The 18,540-nt window shown below is 62.6% G+C and carries 16 protein-coding genes; 9 read left to right on the top strand and 7 right to left on the bottom strand.

Annotated elements, in window-relative coordinates; all coding sequences use genetic code 11:
* Window positions 1–91: 91 nt before the first annotated feature.
* From SAZ10_RS30735 to SAZ10_RS30770, 8 genes are all read left to right on the top strand, one after another.
* Window positions 92–1,228 carry an ABC transporter substrate-binding protein gene (locus tag SAZ10_RS30735; RefSeq protein ID WP_318613342.1) on the top strand — a complete coding sequence of 379 codons (1,137 nt, stop codon included), beginning with the start codon at window positions 92–94 and terminating at the stop codon, window positions 1,226–1,228.
* Window positions 1,229–1,277: 49 nt separating this feature from the next.
* Complete coding sequence (locus SAZ10_RS30740; protein WP_318613292.1) at window positions 1,278–2,012, top strand: ABC transporter ATP-binding protein; 735 nt, start codon at window positions 1,278–1,280, stop codon at window positions 2,010–2,012.
* A complete protein-coding gene (locus SAZ10_RS30745) occupies window positions 2,005–2,712 on the top strand; it encodes an ABC transporter ATP-binding protein (protein WP_318613293.1) in 708 nt (235 codons plus the stop codon). The genes SAZ10_RS30740 and SAZ10_RS30745 overlap by 8 nt, the downstream gene beginning before the upstream one ends.
* 30 nt (window positions 2,713–2,742) lie before the next feature.
* Window positions 2,743–3,633, top strand: a complete 891-nt coding sequence (locus tag SAZ10_RS30750) for a branched-chain amino acid ABC transporter permease (protein ID WP_318613294.1) — start codon at window positions 2,743–2,745, stop codon at window positions 3,631–3,633.
* Between the two features lie 7 nt (window positions 3,634–3,640).
* Complete coding sequence (locus tag SAZ10_RS30755) at window positions 3,641–4,660, top strand: branched-chain amino acid ABC transporter permease (RefSeq protein ID WP_318613295.1); 1,020 nt, start codon at window positions 3,641–3,643, stop codon at window positions 4,658–4,660.
* Complete coding sequence (locus tag SAZ10_RS30760) at window positions 4,657–5,325, top strand: isochorismatase family cysteine hydrolase (protein ID WP_318613296.1); 669 nt, start codon at window positions 4,657–4,659, stop codon at window positions 5,323–5,325. Before SAZ10_RS30755 ends, SAZ10_RS30760 begins: the two co-directional genes overlap by 4 nt.
* 5 nt (window positions 5,326–5,330) lie before the next feature.
* Entirely contained in the window at window positions 5,331–6,662 is a 1,332-nt protein-coding gene (locus SAZ10_RS30765) for an aspartate aminotransferase family protein (protein WP_318613297.1), read from the top strand.
* A 106-nt stretch (window positions 6,663–6,768) separates the two neighbouring features.
* A complete protein-coding gene (locus tag SAZ10_RS30770) occupies window positions 6,769–7,206 on the top strand; it encodes a VOC family protein (protein WP_318613298.1) in 438 nt (145 codons plus the stop codon).
* Window positions 7,207–7,285: 79 nt separating this feature from the next.
* Here SAZ10_RS30770 and shc read toward each other — a convergent pair whose 3' ends face one another.
* From shc to SAZ10_RS33675, 6 genes are all read right to left on the bottom strand, one after another.
* Complete coding sequence (gene shc, locus SAZ10_RS30775; protein WP_318613299.1) at window positions 7,286–9,250, bottom strand: squalene--hopene cyclase; 1,965 nt, start codon at window positions 9,248–9,250, stop codon at window positions 7,286–7,288.
* 5 nt (window positions 9,251–9,255) lie between these two features.
* The gene (hpnE, locus tag SAZ10_RS30780; RefSeq protein ID WP_318613301.1) at window positions 9,256–10,506 is read right to left on the bottom strand and encodes a hydroxysqualene dehydroxylase HpnE; all 1,251 of its coding nucleotides are present in this window, start codon (window positions 10,504–10,506) and stop codon (window positions 9,256–9,258) included.
* Entirely contained in the window at window positions 10,506–11,345 is an 840-nt protein-coding gene (gene hpnD / locus SAZ10_RS30785) for a presqualene diphosphate synthase HpnD (RefSeq protein ID WP_318613302.1), read from the bottom strand. The genes hpnE and hpnD overlap by 1 nt, the downstream gene beginning before the upstream one ends.
* Window positions 11,342–12,214 carry a squalene synthase HpnC gene (hpnC, locus tag SAZ10_RS30790; RefSeq protein WP_318613303.1) on the bottom strand — a complete coding sequence of 291 codons (873 nt, stop codon included), beginning with the start codon at window positions 12,212–12,214 and terminating at the stop codon, window positions 11,342–11,344. The genes hpnD and hpnC overlap by 4 nt, the downstream gene beginning before the upstream one ends.
* Window positions 12,211–13,347 carry a glycosyltransferase gene (locus SAZ10_RS30795; RefSeq protein ID WP_318613304.1) on the bottom strand — a complete coding sequence of 379 codons (1,137 nt, stop codon included), beginning with the start codon at window positions 13,345–13,347 and terminating at the stop codon, window positions 12,211–12,213. Before SAZ10_RS30795 ends, hpnC begins: the two co-directional genes overlap by 4 nt.
* A 146-nt stretch (window positions 13,348–13,493) precedes the next feature.
* Window positions 13,494–14,321, bottom strand: a complete 828-nt coding sequence (locus tag SAZ10_RS33675; protein WP_412535332.1) for a phosphorylase — start codon at window positions 14,319–14,321, stop codon at window positions 13,494–13,496.
* Window positions 14,322–14,531: 210 nt separating this feature from the next.
* On the opposite strand from SAZ10_RS33675, the gene SAZ10_RS30805 reads away from it, so the two are divergent.
* The gene (locus tag SAZ10_RS30805) at window positions 14,532–15,923 is read left to right on the top strand and encodes an aspartate aminotransferase family protein (RefSeq protein ID WP_318613306.1); all 1,392 of its coding nucleotides are present in this window, start codon (window positions 14,532–14,534) and stop codon (window positions 15,921–15,923) included.
* A 15-nt stretch (window positions 15,924–15,938) separates the two neighbouring features.
* On the opposite strand, the gene SAZ10_RS30810 is transcribed toward SAZ10_RS30805, so the two are convergent.
* Window positions 15,939–18,527, bottom strand: coding sequence for an MMPL family transporter (locus SAZ10_RS30810; RefSeq protein WP_318613307.1), 2,589 nt, complete (start codon window positions 18,525–18,527; stop codon window positions 15,939–15,941).
* Window positions 18,528–18,540 lie beyond the last annotated feature (13 nt).

Raw genomic sequence — 18,540 nt, forward strand, 5'->3', positions numbered from 1 at the left:
GCGATCAAGCTGCCACAGATGCAGCAGTCGACAAGCGAAAGGGGAACACACAATGCAGATTGCGATCAGAAGCCTTATCGGGACGACAGCCATGCTGTTGTTGGCGGCCGGTGCTGCCCATGCGGCCGATGACAAGATCATCATCGGCGGCGCGATGTCGCTCACCGGTGTGCAGGCGCCGCTCGACACGCCCGGCGTGAAGGGCGCCGAGGTGGCGGTCAAATACCTCAACGACAATGGCGGCGTGCTCGGCAAGCAGGTCGAGTTCATCAATATCGACGGCAAGTCCGATCCAGTGACGGTCGGCAATGTCACCGTCGAGCTGATCGACAAGGGTGCCAATCTTATCATGGCGCCGTGCGACTTCGACTTCGGCGGGCCGGCAAGCCGTGAGGCGCAGGCGGCCGGACTGGTCGGCATTTCGACTTGTGCATCCGACCCGCTCTATTCGTCATGGTCGCTCGGCGACAAGCAATTCACCCTCTCGATGTGGAACACCACGATGGGAGCGGTCGCCGCCGACTTTGCGTTCAAGGAAAAGGGCTGGAAGACAGCCTATGTCGTCACCGACCAGTTCATCGCCTACACCAAGTCGCTGTCGAAATATTTCATCGCCCAGTACAAGGCCGATGGCGGCGAGGTGATCCTGGAGGACACCTACACCAATGGCGACAACAACTTCTCCGCGCAGCTCGCCCGGCTGCAGGCGCTCGGCAAGAAGCCCGACGTGATCTTCCTGTCGTCCTACGGCCAGGACATCGGTGCCATCATCCGGGCGCTGCGCGAGGTCGGCTACGACGCGCCGGTCCTGGGTGGCGACGCCTATGACGATCCGGCCATGCATGCGGCGCTCGGCGAGAAGCTCGGCAACAACGTGTTCTTCGTCACCCACACTTTCATGACGCCGGAAGCGCATCCGGACATGCAGAAATTCCTCGACCTGTATCAGAAGCAGCACGGCGCCGCGCCCGACACGGCTTTCGTCGCGACCGGCTGGGACACGGTCATGATGATGGCGCAGGCCGTGACTGCCGCCGGCAGCACCGACGGTGCCGCCGTCGCCAAGGCGCTCGAGGATGGGCAGTTCAAGCTGCTCACCGGCGATCTGGACTATGGCACGGCGGAGGAGGGTCACGTGCCTAACAAGTCGGCCGTGGTGGTCGAGCTCAAGGGTGGCAAGCCGACCTTCCTCGGCTGGCGTCGGCCCGAGACGCTGCCGGCCCCCTGAGCCAAACATCCGCGCCGGGGTTCGCCCCGGCGCCTTTTGCGGGGGCATCATGCCGAAATCCTCTCTCAACGCGATCGACGTTTCGGTCGAGTTCGCCGGGCTCAAGGCGCTGTCTGACGTCTCGCTCGCGCTGAATGCCGGCGAGATCGTCGGCCTCATCGGACCGAACGGCTCGGGCAAGACCACATTGATCAATGCGATCACCGGCCAGGTGGCGCTCGCCGGCGGCCGAGTCATGCTCGGTGACGGGACGATCTCAGGGCTCGCCCCGCGGCAGATAGCGCTCAAGGGGATCTCGCGATCTTTCCAGATCGTGCGGCTCTTCAACAACATGACGGTGGTCGAGAATATCGAGGCTGCTGCGCTGGCGCGCGGCGATAGCAATCGTGCTGCCCGCGCCAAGGCCGAGGCGTTGCTCGCCGAGTTCGCCCTTGCCGGCAAGGCGGACGAGCTCGGCGCCGCCTTGAGCTACGGCGACAAGCGGCGTGTGGAGATCGCCCGCGCTCTGGCCGCCGATCCGTCCTTTTTGCTCCTCGACGAGCCTGCCGCGGGGATGAACGAAGCCGAGACGGAGGCGCTGCTGCACACGCTCGCGGCCTTGCCTGAGGCGCGCGGGCTCGGCCTGCTGATCATCGACCACGACATGGGGCTTATCATGCGGCTCTGCCATCGCCTGCACGTTCTCGCCTCAGGACGGACCATCGCGACCGGCACGGCCGATCAGGTCCGTCGCGATCCCGCGGTCATCGAAGCCTATCTCGGTTCAGAGGCAGCCCATGCTTGAAGTCGAGGAACTCGAGGTCCGCTATGGCGCGATCCGCGCCGTGCGCGGCATCTCGCTCAGAGTCGCTTCGGGCGAGCTTGTTGCGCTCGTCGGGGCCAACGGCGCCGGTAAATCGTCGACGCTGATGTGCATCGCCGGCGCGCTGAAGGCAGCTGCCGGCTCGGTGCATCTCGACGGAGAGGATATCACCTCCGGCAAGCCCGAGACCATCGTACGGCGTGGTATCGCGACCGTGCCCGAGACGCGTGACGTCTTCCCCGATCTCACTGTCGACGAGAACCTGATGCTGGGCAGTTACATCAGGCGCGGCGATGGCAAAGGCGTTGCCGAGGACCGCGCCAGGATGCTGTCGCTCTTTCCGCGGCTTGCCGAGCGCGCCGCCCAGCCGGCCGGCACTCTGTCGGGAGGCGAGCAGCAGATGCTGGTGATCGCCCGGGCAATGATGTCGCGGCCCAAGGTCCTGCTGCTCGACGAACCGTCGCTCGGGCTGGCGCCGGTGATCGTCGACCAGATCTTCGAGATGATCGCGGTACTGAAGAAAACAGGCGTCACCATCCTGCTCGTCGAACAGAACGTCGGCAAGGCTTTATCGGTGGCCGACCGCGCCTATGTGATGCGGCTCGGCCGGATCGCAGCGTCTGGAACCGCGGCGGAGATCGGCGCCCAGACGGACCTCTCGGCGCTGTATTTGGGAGCGTAGTGGCATGACGGCGAACGGGCGGCCTTCCAGATGACCTTCGCGATCCAGTTCCTGATCGATGTCCTCAGCCTCGGCGGCGCCTATGCGCTGATGGCGCTCGGACTGGTCATCGTTTACGGCATATTGCGGCTGGTGAACTTCGCCTATGGCGAGCTCATAATGGTCGCCGGCTACAGCATGTTCCTGGTCGGTGGCTCCGGCCTGCCCTGGCTCATAATGGCGATGGTGGCTGTCGGCATGGCTGTGCTTGCCGGCATCGCAACCGACTATATCGCCTTCCGGCCGGTGCGCGCGAAATCGGTGACGGCGGTGCTGATCACCTCCTTCGCCTTCTCGACACTGCTCCAGAACGCGGCGCTTCTCTTCATCTCGCCGCGGCCCCAGACGGTGCCCCTGCCGGACCTCTTCTCCGAGACGGTGACGATCGGCGGCGCCATCACGCCGCTGCGCAACCTGATCACTATCGCAGCCGCGGTGATCCTGCTCGCGCTCTTCGCGCTGCTGATGCGCAGGACGGTGCTCGGCATCGCCATGCGCGCTGCCGCGACCAACTTCACCATGGCCCGCATGCTCGGCGTGCCCGCCAACCTCATCATCTCCTCCGCCTTTGCCATCTCCGGCTTTCTGGCCGGTGTGGTCGGACTGCTGTGGATCGGCCGCATCGGGACCGTCGTTCCCGGCATCGGGCTGGAGCCGCTGCTCGTTGCCTTCATCGCCACGGTCATCGGCGGCATGCGCAGCCTTTCCGGCGCGGTCGTCGGCGGTTTCCTGCTGGCATTGATCGACACGACGCTCAACTACACGCTGCCGCAGGACCTCCTGAAATTCCGCGACGCCTTCACTTTCAGCCTGGTGATCCTGATCCTGCTCTGGCGGCCGGAGGGGCTGGTCAAAGGGCCGGCCTCGGGACAGCGCACGTGAGGAAACAATGAAACAGCACCTCCTCACCGCAGCACTTCTTGCCGGCCTTGTGATCGTCGTCGTGCTCGTCACCCAGGCGCTCGGTATCCGCCTTTACGACCGCATCGTGACCAACCTCTGCATTTCGCTCGTGCTGGTACTCGGGTTGCAGCTGTTCATGGGCAATTCCGGCATCCTGTCCTTCGCGCATATGGGTTTCATGGGGGTAGGGGCCTACACCTCCGCCGTGCTCACCATTCCGGTGCAGATGAAGGGCATGGCGCTGCCGGACCTTTATCCGTTCCTGCACGGTGTCGAGCTGTCGCCCTATCTGGCGATCGGGGCGGCCGGCATCCTCGCTGCACTGGTGGCCGCTGCCATCTCCTATCCGCTGATGCGGCTTTCGGATGCCGCCGCAGTGATCACCTCCTTCGCTCTGCTGGTCGTGCTCTACACCGCCATGACGCACTGGAGCGCGCTCACCAATGGACCGCGCACCTTGTTCGGCCTGCCGAAGGCGACCAATCTCCATCTCGCGGCCCTTGTCGCGATCATCGCTCTCGTGGGTGCGCTGGCCTTCAAGGAGTCGCGAACCGGCCGACTGCTGCGGGCGAGTCGCGACGACGAACGCGCCGCGGCCGCCATGGGCGTCAACATCCCGGCGCTGCGCTGGCGGGCCTTCATCCTGGCGGCGTTCTTTGCCGGGGTCGGGGGGGCGCTGTGGGGGCATTTCATCACGTCCTTCTCGCCCAAGGCCTTCTATCTGAAGGAAACCTTCGTGATCCTGTCGATGCTGGTGATCGGCGGCACCAATACCGTGACCGGCGCGGTGGTCGGCACCTTCATCGTCACTGCCGCCTACGAAGGACTGCGCGGCGTCGAAGGGGTGCTCAACGACGCGAAGGTGACGGCCGAGCCGGTGATCGGGCTGACGGAGATCGTGCTGTCGCTCGCGATGATCGCGGTTCTGATCCTGAAGCCCGGTGGGCTGTTTCCCACGCGCGAGATCGGCGCGCTGATCGCGCGGCGAATGGAGAGGAAAAAATGAGCTGGAAGACCGCCTACCGTTCCTTCTACTACGCCAATGCAGAAGAGCCGGCCGACATCAGGCTGGATCCGGCCACAACGGCGCTGCTCGTGATCGATGTGCAGAACACCTATCTCGCGCCGAAGGACTCTCCGGAAGAGACGGCGCGCTGGCAGCCCTTCTACGACCGCATGCGGCAGACGGTGATCCCTAATATCGCCAAGCTCATCGCGGAATGCCGGCAGCGTGGGGTGGAAGTAATATTCGCGCGCATAGCCTGCCTGAAGTCCGACGGGCGCGACCGCTCGCTGAGCCAGAAGAAGCCCGGCTTCAACTACCTGCTCCTGCCGAAAGACCTCGCGGAGGGGCAGATCGTGGAAGAGCTAGCCCCGCAGGCGGATGATATCACCATTCTGAAAACCACGGACAGCGCGCTGACCGGGACCAATCTCCGGCTGCTGCTCCATAACATGGGCATCAAGGACGTGATCTGCGTCGGCATCTTCACGGATCAGTGCGTATCCTCGAGCGTGCGCAGCCTGGCGGACGAAAGCTTCGGAGTGGTCGTGGTGGATGATTGCTGCGCGGCCGCTACCATGGAGCTGCACCGCCACGAACTGGAGATCATCAACATGATCTACTGCCACGTCGTGCAGCTCGACGAGGTGATCGGCTTCTTCGGGTGAGCGCTATGGATGAGGGGAAGGGGCTCAGCCTCTACGAGCGCGATCAGCAGGCGCTTTCGAAGATGTCCTTCCTGCGCTTCTTTCCATTGGCTGTGGCCGGCGGCGAGGGTGCGTGGCTGATCGGAGATGACGGGCGCAGGCTGCTCGACTTCTCCGCCTCCTGGGGAGCGGCGAGCCTCGGCCATTCGCATCCGGCAGTACGGGAGGCGGTCAACAGAGCACTGTCGAGCCAGGCGGGCGCGAGCCATCTGTCCTCCGCCAACCTGCCGGCCGTAGAGCTGGCCGAAAGGCTCCTCGCGATCGTGCCGGATCGGGCGAGGGGACGCGTTTGGCTTGGACATTCGGGCTCCGACGCCAACGAGACGGTGGCGAGGGCCGTCGTCGCGGCGACCGGCCGGCCGCGCATCATCTCCTACAAAGGCGCCTATCACGGCGGCACGTCGGGCTCGATGGCGATCTCGGGTCATCCGGTGCAGCAGGGCGTGCCCAAGGCTCCAGGGCTGACGCTGATCTCTTATCCCAATGCCCATCGAGACGACGGGGCCGAGTTGGCCGGCAAGGCCGCCTTGGCTGAGCTGGAGACATTGTTCGCCGAGCAGGTGCCGCCTGACGAGGTAGCAGCACTTTTCCTCGAGCCGATCCAATCGGACGGTGGGATGGTCGTGCCGCCCGACGGCTATTTCCAGTCAGTAGAGGCACTCTGCCGTAAGCACGGCATCCTGCTCGTCTCGGACGAGGTGAAGGTCGGGCTCGGCCGCACCGGTCGGCTGCACGCCTACGAACATCTCGGCATCGAGCCCGACATCGTGGTGTTCGGCAAAGGGCTCGGCGGCGGGCTGCCTGTATCGGCAGCCATTGGGCCGGAGGCGATCATAAACCACGCTGCGGCCTTCTCCTTCCAGACGGTGCATGGCAATCCCGTTTGCGCTGCAGCGGGTTGCGCGGTGCTCGACACGATCGAGCGCAACCAGTTGGCGCGCCATGCTGCCGAGGTCGGCCGCCACTTGATCGCTCGGCTGGAAGGACTGAAGCAGAAGCATCCGCTGATCGGCGACGTGCGCGGCCGCGGTCTGGCGATCGGCGTCGAGCTGGTCCAGGACCGAGCAGGGAAAGCACCGGCGAAGACCGAGACGGCGCTGACCGTGTTTCGCGCCTTCGAGCTCGGACTGGTCGTCTTCTATGTCGGCGTAAACTCCAACGTGCTCGAATTCACGCCGCCGTTGACGCTGACCATTCCGGAAGCCGACGCCGGGGTGGAACTGCTCGACCAGGCGCTGACCGACGTCGCGGCAGGGCGGGTGAATGCGGCCGCGCTCACAGCCTTCGCGGGATGGTAAAGTATCTCGCGCGCGGGGTGTTCTGGTTTTAGGCGGTAGGCTCACGGGCTTTTGATCGAGACGCGACTGAGTTTACGGCCCGGACGACAGCTTGTAGTTTGGACCCATGGCCCTCAAACGGATGGACAACATAGGAATCGTCGTCGATGACCTCGGGCAGACGATCGATTTCTTTCGCGAGCTCGGCCTTGAGCTCGAAGGGCGGGCCACGATCGAAGGAGAATGGGCCGGGCGTGTCACTGGATTGGGCGATCAGCGCGTCGAGATTGCCATGATGCGCACCCCGGACGGCCACAGCCGGCTCGAGCTGTCCCGCTTCCTCGAGCCGCCTGCCGTCGCGGATCACCGCAACGCCCCGGTCAACGCTCTGGGCTACCTTCGCGTCATGTTCGCCGTGGACGACCTCGACGAGACGCTTGAAAGGCTTCGCAATCGCGGCGCGCAGCTCGTAGGCGAAGTAGTCCAGTATAAAGAGGCGTATCGGCTCTGCTACATCCGCGGGCCCGAAGGGCTTCTCATCGGACTCGCCCAAGAACTCAGCTGAGGGCACGACGACGAGATTGACGATGCCCTCATGGCCGGCGGGATGTCGGTATCGGTCTTTCACCGCCGGGCGGCTCAACTCACATGCCAAAGCTGGTGGCGCCGCCTCCGATAACGTTCCGGTAGCGCGCCAAAGCCCACAGGGGAAAGAATTTCGGATAGCCGTGGTACCGCAGGTAGAAAGCGCGGGGAAAACCGGTGCCGGTGTATTGATCCTCCTCCCAAAACCCATCCGATTTTTGGGTCCGCAGAAGGAAGTCGATCCCGCGCGCAACTGCGGGATGACTGACCGCGCCTGCGGCCATGAGGCCGAGCAATGCCCAGGAGGTCTGTGACGCGGTGCTCGCGACGGCCTGGTGGTGCCGATAGTCGAGCGCGTAGCTTGCTGCCCCTTCGCCCCATCCCCCGTCGGCATTCTGGATGGAGAGGAGCCAGCTTACTGCCTGCCGGATTTGGGGCGATTCAGGCGGCATGCCAATCGCGCTGAGGCCGCATAGAGCCGACCATGTGCCGTAAATGTAGTTCATGCCCCATCGGCCATACCAGCTTCCGTCAGGTCGTTGCTTCCGAGAAAGATAGGCCAACGCCTTGCTGAGGCTGTGGCTCGCTGGCGGACGTTCTCCGAATTGGGCGAACATCGATACGCAGCGGGCAGTGACGTCCTCGCTCGGCGGGTCCGGCAGGGCGCCGTGATCGGCGAATGGGATGTTGTTGAGATAAAGGTATTCATTGTCGGCATCGAAGGCCGCCCAACCGCCGCTGCGGCTCTGCAGCCCGAGAATCCACTCGCGCCCGCGCTCGATTGCGGACTGAAATCGATGGTGGCCGAGAATCTTCTGAATGCGGTCCATGGCCATCACAACAACGGCGGTGTCGTCCAGATCGGGATAATGCGGGTTCGCGTATTGAAATGCCCAGCCACCTGGCCGCGTATCCGGGCGACGAGCAGTCCAGTCCCCGGCGACATCGAGCACCTGAAGCTGTTGGAGCCATGTTAGGCCGGCATCCGCGGCACGGAGCGCGGGTCCGGTGCCAGCCTCGAGGAGCGCATGGCATGCGAGCGCGGTGTCCCAGACCGGTGACACGCAGGGCTGGCAGTAGGCCTCCTCGGCCTTTGTGACGAGCAGCCGCTCGATGGAGGCGCGGGCCGTCACATAATCCGGATGATCGTGATCCCAACCGAGTACATCGAACATCATGACCGAGTTGGCCATGGCGGGGAAGATCGCGCCAAGTCCATCCTTGCCGTTGAGCCGCTCGGTAACGAACGATACGGCCTTGTCGATCGCCCGCTTCCGGATGCCTTTCGGAAAAAACGGCTCCGCCAGGCGCAAAACCGCGTCGATGCCCGCAAAGAAGAGGAAAAGCGACCGCTTTTGGTGGGGTGCTCTCGAGCGAGGACCGACGTTTCTCGGCGAGCCCAGGAAGAGCTCATCGATTCCTACGCCCTTGGGATTGCGGGCCGTCGGCTTCAGCGCCTGGAGGACCAGGAGCGGCACGATCACCGTCCTTGCCCAGTAGGATATTTTGGATAGATGGAATGGAAACCAGCGCGGCAGCAGCATGATCTCCACCGGCATGACGGGCACCGCGCGCCACGGCAGTATGCCGTAGAGTGCCAACAGGATTCGGGTGAAGACATTGCTCTCTTCTGCCCCGCCTCGTGCGCGGATTGCTTCGCAGGCGCGCCGCATATGCTCCGCCCCCGGGTCGTCGCCGATCATATTCAGGGCGAAATAGGCTTTTACGCTGGCGCTCATGTCGAACTCGCCATCGTGAAAAAGCGGCCAGCCACCGCTTGCACGTTGGATGCGGCGCAGATAGGCGGCGATCTTCGCTTCCAGTGACGCGTCAACGGGCTCACCGAGATAATGCCGCAACAGTACGTATTCCGCCGGGATGGTCGCATCGGCCTCCAGTTCGAAGATCCAGTGGCCGTCGGGATGCTGGCAGACGAGCAGCGCTTCGGAGGCTGCACCGATCGCGCGCTCCAGCTTTGAGGCATCTGGGCCGCCGACGCTCTGATCGATTGATGTATCGGACATGTTGCTTAGGGTGCGCTCGTGTTGAGGATCAGTTCGGCCGCCCGATTGCCTGACCGGACTGCCCCCTCGATCGTTGCGGGCAATCCTGTTGCTGTCCAATCCCCGGCAAGAACAAGATTACGCCACCTTGTGTGAGCGCTGGGGCGCTTTGCATCCTCCTGCGGCAGGGCAGCGAAAGTCGCCCGCCGTTCCCGGATGATCTGCCAGGGGGGCATGGGAGAGACTATGTCAGCCACCTCGGCGACTTCCTCCCAGATCCGGCTGGCAAGCTCCTCTCGGGGTGTCTCGAGCAAGCGGTCGGCGGCACTGATCGTAACGGAGAGGCGGTCCGGGAAAGCGAATAGCCATTCGATCTCTCCATTGATCACCCCGGTAATGGGCGCGACGCCAGCTGGCACGGGAATACGGAAATGCGCGTTGACGATAGTCCGGGATTCGACCGGGGTGATCAGTTCAGGAACAAGCGAGGCCGCGACGGCCGGTGGAACGGCAAGAATGACGGCATCTTCCTTCGCTAGCGGCACCGAAGCGCCGGCGAAATCCAACGCCGTAATGTGGTCGTCGTCGAAGGCAAGCGCGCGCAATCGCTGGCTGAGGGCGAGCGCTCCTCCATGCGTCTCGACAAATCGCAGCGCAGGTTCGACGAATGCGCTCGAGAGGCCTCCCTGGGCGACCAGCGGGCGATAATTGCGTCCGCCTGCCGCCAGCGACTCGCGAAGCACAGCCCAGGCCAGGGCTGCCGACGCCTTCTGCGGCTCTGTGTTGAGGACGGCGCGGAAGAAGGGATCAATCAGCCGCTCGTAGAGCGTCCCCTTACAATCCAACACGTCACCGATTGCCTTGTGCGGTCCTGCCCAAAGGAAGCGCAACAGGACCAGATAATCGAGGGAGCGTGTGCCGGGCACGCGACGCTGACGAGCGAAGAGCCACCATGGAAGACGGCCGTCGTTAGGGCGGAGCGTCCATCGTTCGCCGCTCGCAAGATCGACAAACGGGAACTCCGCTTTTGACGGTCCTGTTACGCGATCGAGTGCCCCGATCTTCTCGAGATAGGAAAGAGCCGCCTGGTTGCCCGAAAGCAGAAGATGGTTGCCGTTGTCGATGGTCATATCGAGGATCGGATCATGATATGACCGGCATCGGCCGCCCGCCTGATTTGCAGCTTCGTAGACCGTCACAGGAATGCCAGACGACGCCAGCCGCACCGCCGCCGAAAGGCCGGCAAGTCCTGCACCGATGATGTGAACCGCGCGCATCACACGACGTAGCGCAGAACGATCCAGAGGAGTTGGCGCGGGCGAAGGCGCACCGGCGCGCGCGGTGCGCGCCACCCTCGCGCCGTCAGGCGATTGAGCATCATGCGGTAGGCGGCAGCCATGCTGCGCGGTGTCCGCACGATCCGGCGCGGGCTGCGTGCCATGATCATCTCAGCTTGGGTGAAATGCTGATGCGCTCGGGCAGCGATCATGAGGCAGGCCTTGTCAATCGCTGGATCCGATAACACCGTCAGCGGGTCGGATGTAGTTATTCCCGCATCATCCAGGGCTTCCCTCGGAAGATACAGGCGACCGATCGTGGCGTCCTCGTCGAGGTCACGCAAGATATTGGTGAGCTGCAACGCGCGCCCCAGGTGATGCGCGAGGGCAATGCCTGCATTCTCTTCCATCCCGAATACGCGGACGCTCAGCCTTCCGACCGCGCAGGCCACTCGATCGCAGTAGATATCGAGTGTCGAAAGATCGGGTGCTCGCATCGCCGATACCACGTCCATTCGCATTCCTTCGATGATTGCCAGAAAATCCTCTCGGCGAAGGTCGAATGTGCTTACTGCATCGGCGAGCTGCCGCAGGTTTGAGAGCGGCTTGCCTGCATAGACAGCGTCGATCTGGCTGCGCCAGTGCTGCAATTGCTCGAGGCGGATCTCGGAGTCGGCCTGGTACCCATCAGCGATGTCGTCGACAGCCCGGCAGAACGAATAGATCTCGAACATCGCCTGGCGCTGCGGCTGGGGCAAGATCCGCATTGCTGCATAGAATGAGCTGCCCGATGCGCGCCGCGCGGCTTCCGATGAAGGTAAGCCGCTGTCAATCATCATTCGTGCTTCACAGATAGGGAAAGGCGAGAGCCAATCCGCTGCGAAACGCCCTTGAGGGCTGCGCGGCAACTGGTCGCCGCCACTTCGAGCGCGCCGAGATGCATGCGCTGGCCCAACGGATCGCGGCCGGCGATATAGCGCGTCAGACGCAGCGCGAGCATATGAATAACCGCAATCTCAAGTGCAAGCCGGGTATTGCGCACCAGCACCGGAAGGTCATCCCCTTGCCGCAGGAGGTCTTCAGCGCGTCGAGCCAGGCTCGCAAGGCAGCGGCGAAGCTGCGGAGAAGCGGTCGCTTCTCCGAGCGCCTCGGTCCCGAGGCCAAAAGCCTCAAGTGCATCCTCGGGCAAATAGATACGGTCAAGCTTGCGAAAGTCGTCGCCACAATCCTGCAGGTGGTTGATGATCTGCAAGGCCGCACAGATTGAGTCCGATGCCGACCATGTGGCGCGGCTTTCGCCGTGAACGTCGAGCACGAAGCGTCCGACGGGCATGGCGGAGTACCTGCAGTAATTCAGGAGGTCGTTCCAGTCGGCATAGCGACGCTTGACCACATCGAGCCGGAACGCCTTGAGGAGGTCTTGCGCGTGGTGAGGCGCAAGTTCGCGTTCGGCAAGCGCCCGACGCAATGCGGAAGCTTCCTCGCTCCAGTTGCCGAAGCCGAGAAGATCTCCTTCCATACGGTCCAGCAGATCGAGCTTGTCCTGAGCTCGGAGAGAGGGATGGTCGGCGATGTCGTCGGCGGTGCGGACAAATTCGTAGAAGGCAAGGATCACGTCGCGATGACGACGAGGGATCAGTCGCGATGCCACCGGGAAGTTTTCATCGCGGTACGTCTTTCCGGAGCGAAAGGCGCTTGGAGCTGTCATCGGAGTGGCGCCTGCACGCGGCCCTTCCAAAGCCCGCCCGCTCCCCGTGCATGCTGATATGCGGAATCCAGCGTGAATGCCGTGTACATGAGGGCGATCCCTGGAAGGAAGAGGCCCCACAAGGGCGAGAGATGGTAAAATCGCAATGTTGGCTGGAAGGCGAAAGCCATGATCGTCCATGTGAAGAGACCTGACGCTTGTGCCAACCCACGACCAAAAATCGTCAGCATCACTGGTGTCAGGTAAGTGAGCGCCATTCCGGCGACGGTCATGACCAACGCCACTGGAGAATAGCGCAGCTGCGCATATGCCGAACGGGCGACCATGCGGCGAATGTCTCCGAGCGCAGGATAGGCGCGGATGCTGTGTACACCGTCGGTCAGCGCCAGCCGGATCGCACCTTGCCGTTTGAGTTTCGCTGCAAGAGCGCAATCGTCGATCAATTCGCCTCGGATGCTCTCAATTCCGCCGGCGGCGCGAAGTGCATCCAGCCGCACCAGCATGCAGCCGCCGGCTGCTGCAGCCATGCGATGCTTGGGCCGATTTACCCAGGCAAAGGGATAGAGCATTTGAAAAAAGAACACGAAAGCGGGAACAAGGGCCCGCTCGGCCAAGCTGACGCACCGCAACTTCGCCATCAACGAATTGAGTACCAGACCGTCCGCCTCGGCCTTTGCCACGAGACGCGAAAGCATATCGGTCGAGTACACGATGTCGCCGTCGGTAAATAGCAAATAGGCGGGGAGGCGTGTGTGCGCATGCTCGATGCCCTGCTTCATCGCCCATAGCTTGCCTGTCCAGCCGGCTGGCGGTGCGCCCCCGGCCAAAACCGTCAATCGGTCGTTGAACCCTGCTCTTCGAGCAGCTCTTCGTGCGATCTCTCCCGTGCCGTCGGTGCTTTGGTCATCCACGACGATGATGGAAAACCGGCCCCGATAGTCTTGCCGGCCAAGCGAAGTGATGCATTCAGCGATGCCGTCGGCCTCGTTGCGTGCTGGAATGACAGCCGTCACAGCGGGCCAATCCGACGGCGCCGGACCAGCCTCGTCACGTATGGCCGCAAGCCAGAAGCCGCCGCGCCAAGCGACCAGATAAAGCCAGATTCCCAACGCAACGCAGGCGAGCAGGATCATAGCTATTCGGACCCTCGGATCTCCCGCTTGATGAAATGACGAACTAGAATCCGAATCGGGACAATGTCAGATTTAAGTTGCCGTTTCGCCGTTGGTCGAGAGCGTTATCGCTAATGCAGCTTACCTATAGCCGTGCGACGACGCAATCATTGCACGAACCCCGCAGATACCGGGCGCCTGCCAGGATTTGGGTCAGGGAAACTGAAATTCGAGCCAAAGAGGCGCCGGCCGCGCATTAGCGCCGTCCGCGCTTTCCGTGCGTCCATGGCGGTGCGCATCAGAGCCGGCAGCTGACCCGGCGAGTGTAGCACCGAGGCGAGCACGCCGATGATATTCAGTGTCCCGTCGCGACGCTGCCCGAGCAGGGCTGCAGGCGGCAGGGCTCGATGGGCTGGATCGACGATCACTCTGCAAACCGCGAAGGGTACGTTGCAGGCGGCGGCTACGCTGGCCGCGACATGGGACTCCATATCTACCGCCGCTGCTCCGGTTCGCTCTCGCAGCATTCGTTTAGCCGAGGGGGCGGCTACCGGCGCGTCAACTCCGGCAATATCTCCTTGGATGGCATGCGATAGCTTTTGCCTCAGTACTTGCGACCAAAGAACATCGGTTGGGTATCGCTTTACGTTCGTGACGACCCCGGTCGCCACGACCCAGCACCCCGGCTTCGCTTCCGGGTCAAGTCCACCGGCCATTCCGAAACTAACGATGCCACTGCATCCGCGGCCCACCGCTTCGTTCAGCGACGCAAGCAACTGCCGGCGATCTCCGCTGCATAAGGTGCTGACGCCCTGGCCTGAGGCTATCCGAGCCTCAAAGGACAGGCCTGTCACAGCGATAACGGGCGGAATGGCTAAAATAGTGCTCAAGTCCCAATGCGGGGCGCACCCTCGCTCCAGCTTGAAATTAGCGCAACACCGCCGAGACAGGAAGGCACGTCGCTGGCCATGATCGTGCAAAAGGAGAACAGCCATCCTCGATCATTGAATGCTCGGCAGTTGCCCGCTCGCGGTAGCCCAAGGTTTCCTGTTGTCGCGATGGTAGACAGGTTCGAGAAGGCTATGCAACCTTGCATCCCGATGGAGTTTTCGGAAAGCCCTTTCAGGTTTCGGTCAGCAGGCACGACCGCCGCATAAGACGAGCACAGCGTCAACACTAGCCCTTCAGGTGAGGAGCATTCGGAAATGGCGATCGATATCGCGGGCCTTCTCGCGGCGCGGCAGAACGAGAAATATGCCCTGCACGACAAATATCTTAATTCGCAGCTTGTGCGCGTGCTCAAGACGATCGGCTATGACGTCAACTTCTCGTCGGGAACTGGAGCCTATCTTTACGATCGCGAAGGCCGGCGTTTTCTTGATCTTCTAAGCGGATTTGGCGTCTTCGCCATCGGCCGCAACCATCCCACCGTAATCGCCGCGCTCAAGCAGGTTCTCGATGCGGGTATGGCCAATCTCGTGCAGCTGGATGTCTCGCCGCTGGCCGGGCTGCTTGCCGAGCGCCTGCTGGGCTGGCTGCCTGGAATGGAGCGCCTGTTCTTCTGCAATAGCGGCGCTGAAGCCGTAGAGAGCGCGATCAAGTTCGCACGCGCCGCCACGGGACGCGCCAAGATCGTCTATTGTGATCATGCCTTCCACGGGCTCACCTATGGCGCACTCTCGGTCAACGGCACCGACGTGTTTCGTACTGGCTTCGGCCCGCTGCTCGGCGATTGTGTCCGCGTGCCGTTCGACGATCTGCCGGCGCTCGAGGCGGCGCTCGCCGGCTCCGATGTTGCCGCATTTATCGTCGAGCCGATACAGGGCAAGGGCGTCCATATTCCCTCCGACGAGTATCTGCCCGGAGCCGCTCGCCTGTGCCGCCGGTATGGCACTCTGTTTGTCGCTGACGAGATCCAGACCGGCATCGGGCGCACTGGCCGGTTCCTTGCCCTCGAGCATTGGGGCGTAGAGCCGGATATGGTGCTGCTGGCGAAGGCGCTTTCGGGTGGGTTCGTGCCGGTCGGCGCGGTGGCCATGAAAGAATGGATCTTCAGCAAGCTGTTCGACCGAATGGACCGCGCCCTGGTGCACGGCTCCACTTTCGGCAAGAACGACCTCGCCATGGCCGCTGCGCTCGCAACACTCGAGGTCATCGAGGCGGAGAATCTGATCGCGCGCAGCGCCGCAACGGGCGCCGCGCTGCTGGCCGATCTTCAGGCACTGACGGGCAGGTATGAGTTGCTCAAGGATGTTCGCGGAAAGGGATTGATGATCGGGCTTGAATTCGGGGCGCCACACAGCTTCGCCCTGAAGACCGCATGGCACCTGCTGGAGAGCGCGAACAAAGGGCTCTTCTGCCAGATGGTGCTGATCCCGCTGTTCCGCGACCATCACATTCTGTGCCAGGTTTCCGGCCCCAATATTCACGTCATCAAGCTGTTGCCCTCGCTCGTCATCGACGAAACCGACCGCGTATGGATTCGCGACGCGTTTGATGCCGTCATTGCCGATTGCCATCGCGTACCTGGTGCGGTGTGGGATCTCGGCCGAACATTGGCGGGCCACAGCCTCAGGAGCAGAGCCGGCGCGGCGTAATAAGGTCGTTGGCGATCAATCTGACGCAAGCTCTCGGGGCTTACCCATGAGCAAAGGCTGGAAGACCACCGCGGCGAACAGGGTGCACAAGAGCGACAGCGCCAGCAATTTGCCCATGCTGGATGTTCCCGGATGACTCGAGAACCACAGGCTGGCAAAGGCGGTGGCTGTCGTCAGCGCGCTGAAGAATACCGCCCGCGTCAGGCTGGTCTGCAGAAGTTGCGTCTGCCCCGCTCGCCAAGCCATCACATAGTAGATCTTGAAAGCCACGCCGACGCCGAGCAGCAGCGGGAGAGCAATGATATTGGCGAAATTGAGCGGCAAGTCGATCAGCACGCAAGCTTCCAATGTGACGACGCCGGCGAGGATAAGCGGGATCAGGGTCAAAAGAACGTCGCCGAAGCGGCGCAGCACGATCCACAGCAGAATCGCGATTGACAGCACCGCCCATAGGCCGGCCTCGATGAAGGCGCGTAGAACGGTGTCACCAGCCTTCAGAATCGAGATCGGTCCCGACGTGGCACTCGGTTCCGCCGCCAGCACGGCGCGGGCAAACCGCTGCATGGCCTCACTGTCATTCTGATTATCCTTGGGTACGATGGTGACGCGAGCCTGTCCGTCGGGCGTGACCCAGGCGTCCCGCAGCTCCGGGGGCAACGACTCCACAGTGATCGGCTGAGCTTCCAATGAGGCTTGGAGTTCACTGAGGGTCAATTTCAGCGGCGATACAAAGGCGGATTCGGCCCGCTTCCGAACATCCTGGCTTTCACTGGCAAGCCGGGTGAGTGCCTGGGCCATTCGGTTCGCCGCCATAGCGCCGGCGCCCGATTGACCGGCTGCCGCGGCGGCGAGCCAACTGGCACCTTGTTTAAGAGCATCCACATTCTCAGCGTCGGTCGGCGGTGCCGATGCATTGCGTGGATCAAAGGCCGCTTGGAGGGTCTTTGCCGCCTCTCCGATGAGCGGCATCTTTTCCTGCTGCCGATCGGGAATGAGGCTCTCAACTGTCATCGCATGCGAGACTTCAGGAAGCTTCGAAACGCGCGCCGCGATGGTCCTTGCGTCGGCGATGGAAGGCGCCAGCACCTCGATGACATTGACGTTGCTGTCCGGGTCGCGGCTGAGATCGAGATAGGTGGCGATCGATTCCGTCCTGGGATTGCGCAAGTTGATCGGGTCGGAATCGAATCTCAGATAATAGAGCAGCGGCAGACCGCCGATCACAACAAGCGCCGTCCCGATGACGATCGGAATGCGGCGACGTTCAAGGAACTCGTCGATCGGTGCAAGGAACGACAGGCTGAGCGGCTTCGGTTCGCCCGGTGGGCTCAGTAAACAGATAAGGGCCGGCAGCAATGAAATGCTTGTTGCCAACGCGATCAGCATTCCGACTCCGGCGATCAGGCCGAGTTCCGAAACACCGCGATAGTCGGTCGGCAGGAATGACAGAAAACCTGCCGCAGTCGCGGCAGCAGCCAGCGTCAGCGGCACTCCCGCAAAGCGCGCCGTGCGCAGGAGGGCGGTGCGGAGATCGTTGAACTCATGCCGCTCTGCCCGATACCGGACGCTGAGCTGGATCCCGAAGTCCACTCCTATGCCGACGTACAAGATTGCAAAATAAATCGAGATCACGTTGAGCGATCCCACCATCTTCAGGCCGACCGCCGCCGTGATGGCGAGCCCTATCGCCAGATTGATCAAGACCGGAAAAATGAGCCTGCCCGAACGCAATGCGAGCCAGAGGATGATCAGGACCACGATCGCCGTGACAATACCGTTGCGAACGGCGTTTTCTTTTATTGTTGCAAATTCTTCGTCCGTCATAGCGACAGGACCGGTCAGCCTCGCATCCGCCTGATATTGCGGAAGAACTGCAGCGGCGAGTTCACGGACGGCCGTGGTCGCCGCTTGGCCGGGCTCGATTGCCCCATAGTCGAGGTGGGGGCGCACGTCGATGAAGCCGCGGAGCTCGCTGGGTTGGGGCGCCCGGCCCTGCGTGGCAACGCGCCAGGAAAAGCTTGCAGGCCGTCCGGCCAGCACATCTTCCAGAGTGTTCGAGGCCAAATCGAAAACGCGCGTAAAATCATCACTGATGCTGAGGTCGCCCGACTGAATGGCCTGGAGGCCGTCTCCAAGGGCAGTGACAAGCCCACGCAAGCTCGGATCTTTGGCGAGGTCGCTGATCAGGGGCTCACCCTGCTTCAGTTGCGAGACAGTCTGCTCGAGCTCCTGCGTGGACTGGAAGAGCAGCCCGTTGCGCACAAAGAACGGGCCACCGCCGATTATGCTGACTTCTCCAACAGAACCCTTGTTTTCCGACAGCGCTGCCGCCAGCGCGGTTGTTGCCTGGCTTGTCAGTTCCGGGGTCGGCGCTTCAACGACGACGAGCAATCGCTCGGAGGGATGAAAAGCCTCTTCGAACGCCAATTCGCGCTTGCGCCAATCCGGGTCGCGCGAAAACAAGGTGCCTACGTCAGTATTGATCGCGAAATGTCGCGAGGCGTAAATCCCCGATGCAACTGCAACAAGCAGTCCAGCCGCGACGACCGGCCAGGGATGTCGCGTGCAGAAACCGAAAAGGCCGACAAAAAACGATGTGAGCATGAGCGAGCTTGCG

Source organism: Mesorhizobium sp. BAC0120 (genome assembly GCF_033542235.1).
Classification (GTDB): Bacteria; Pseudomonadota; Alphaproteobacteria; order Rhizobiales; family Rhizobiaceae; genus JAWRCU01.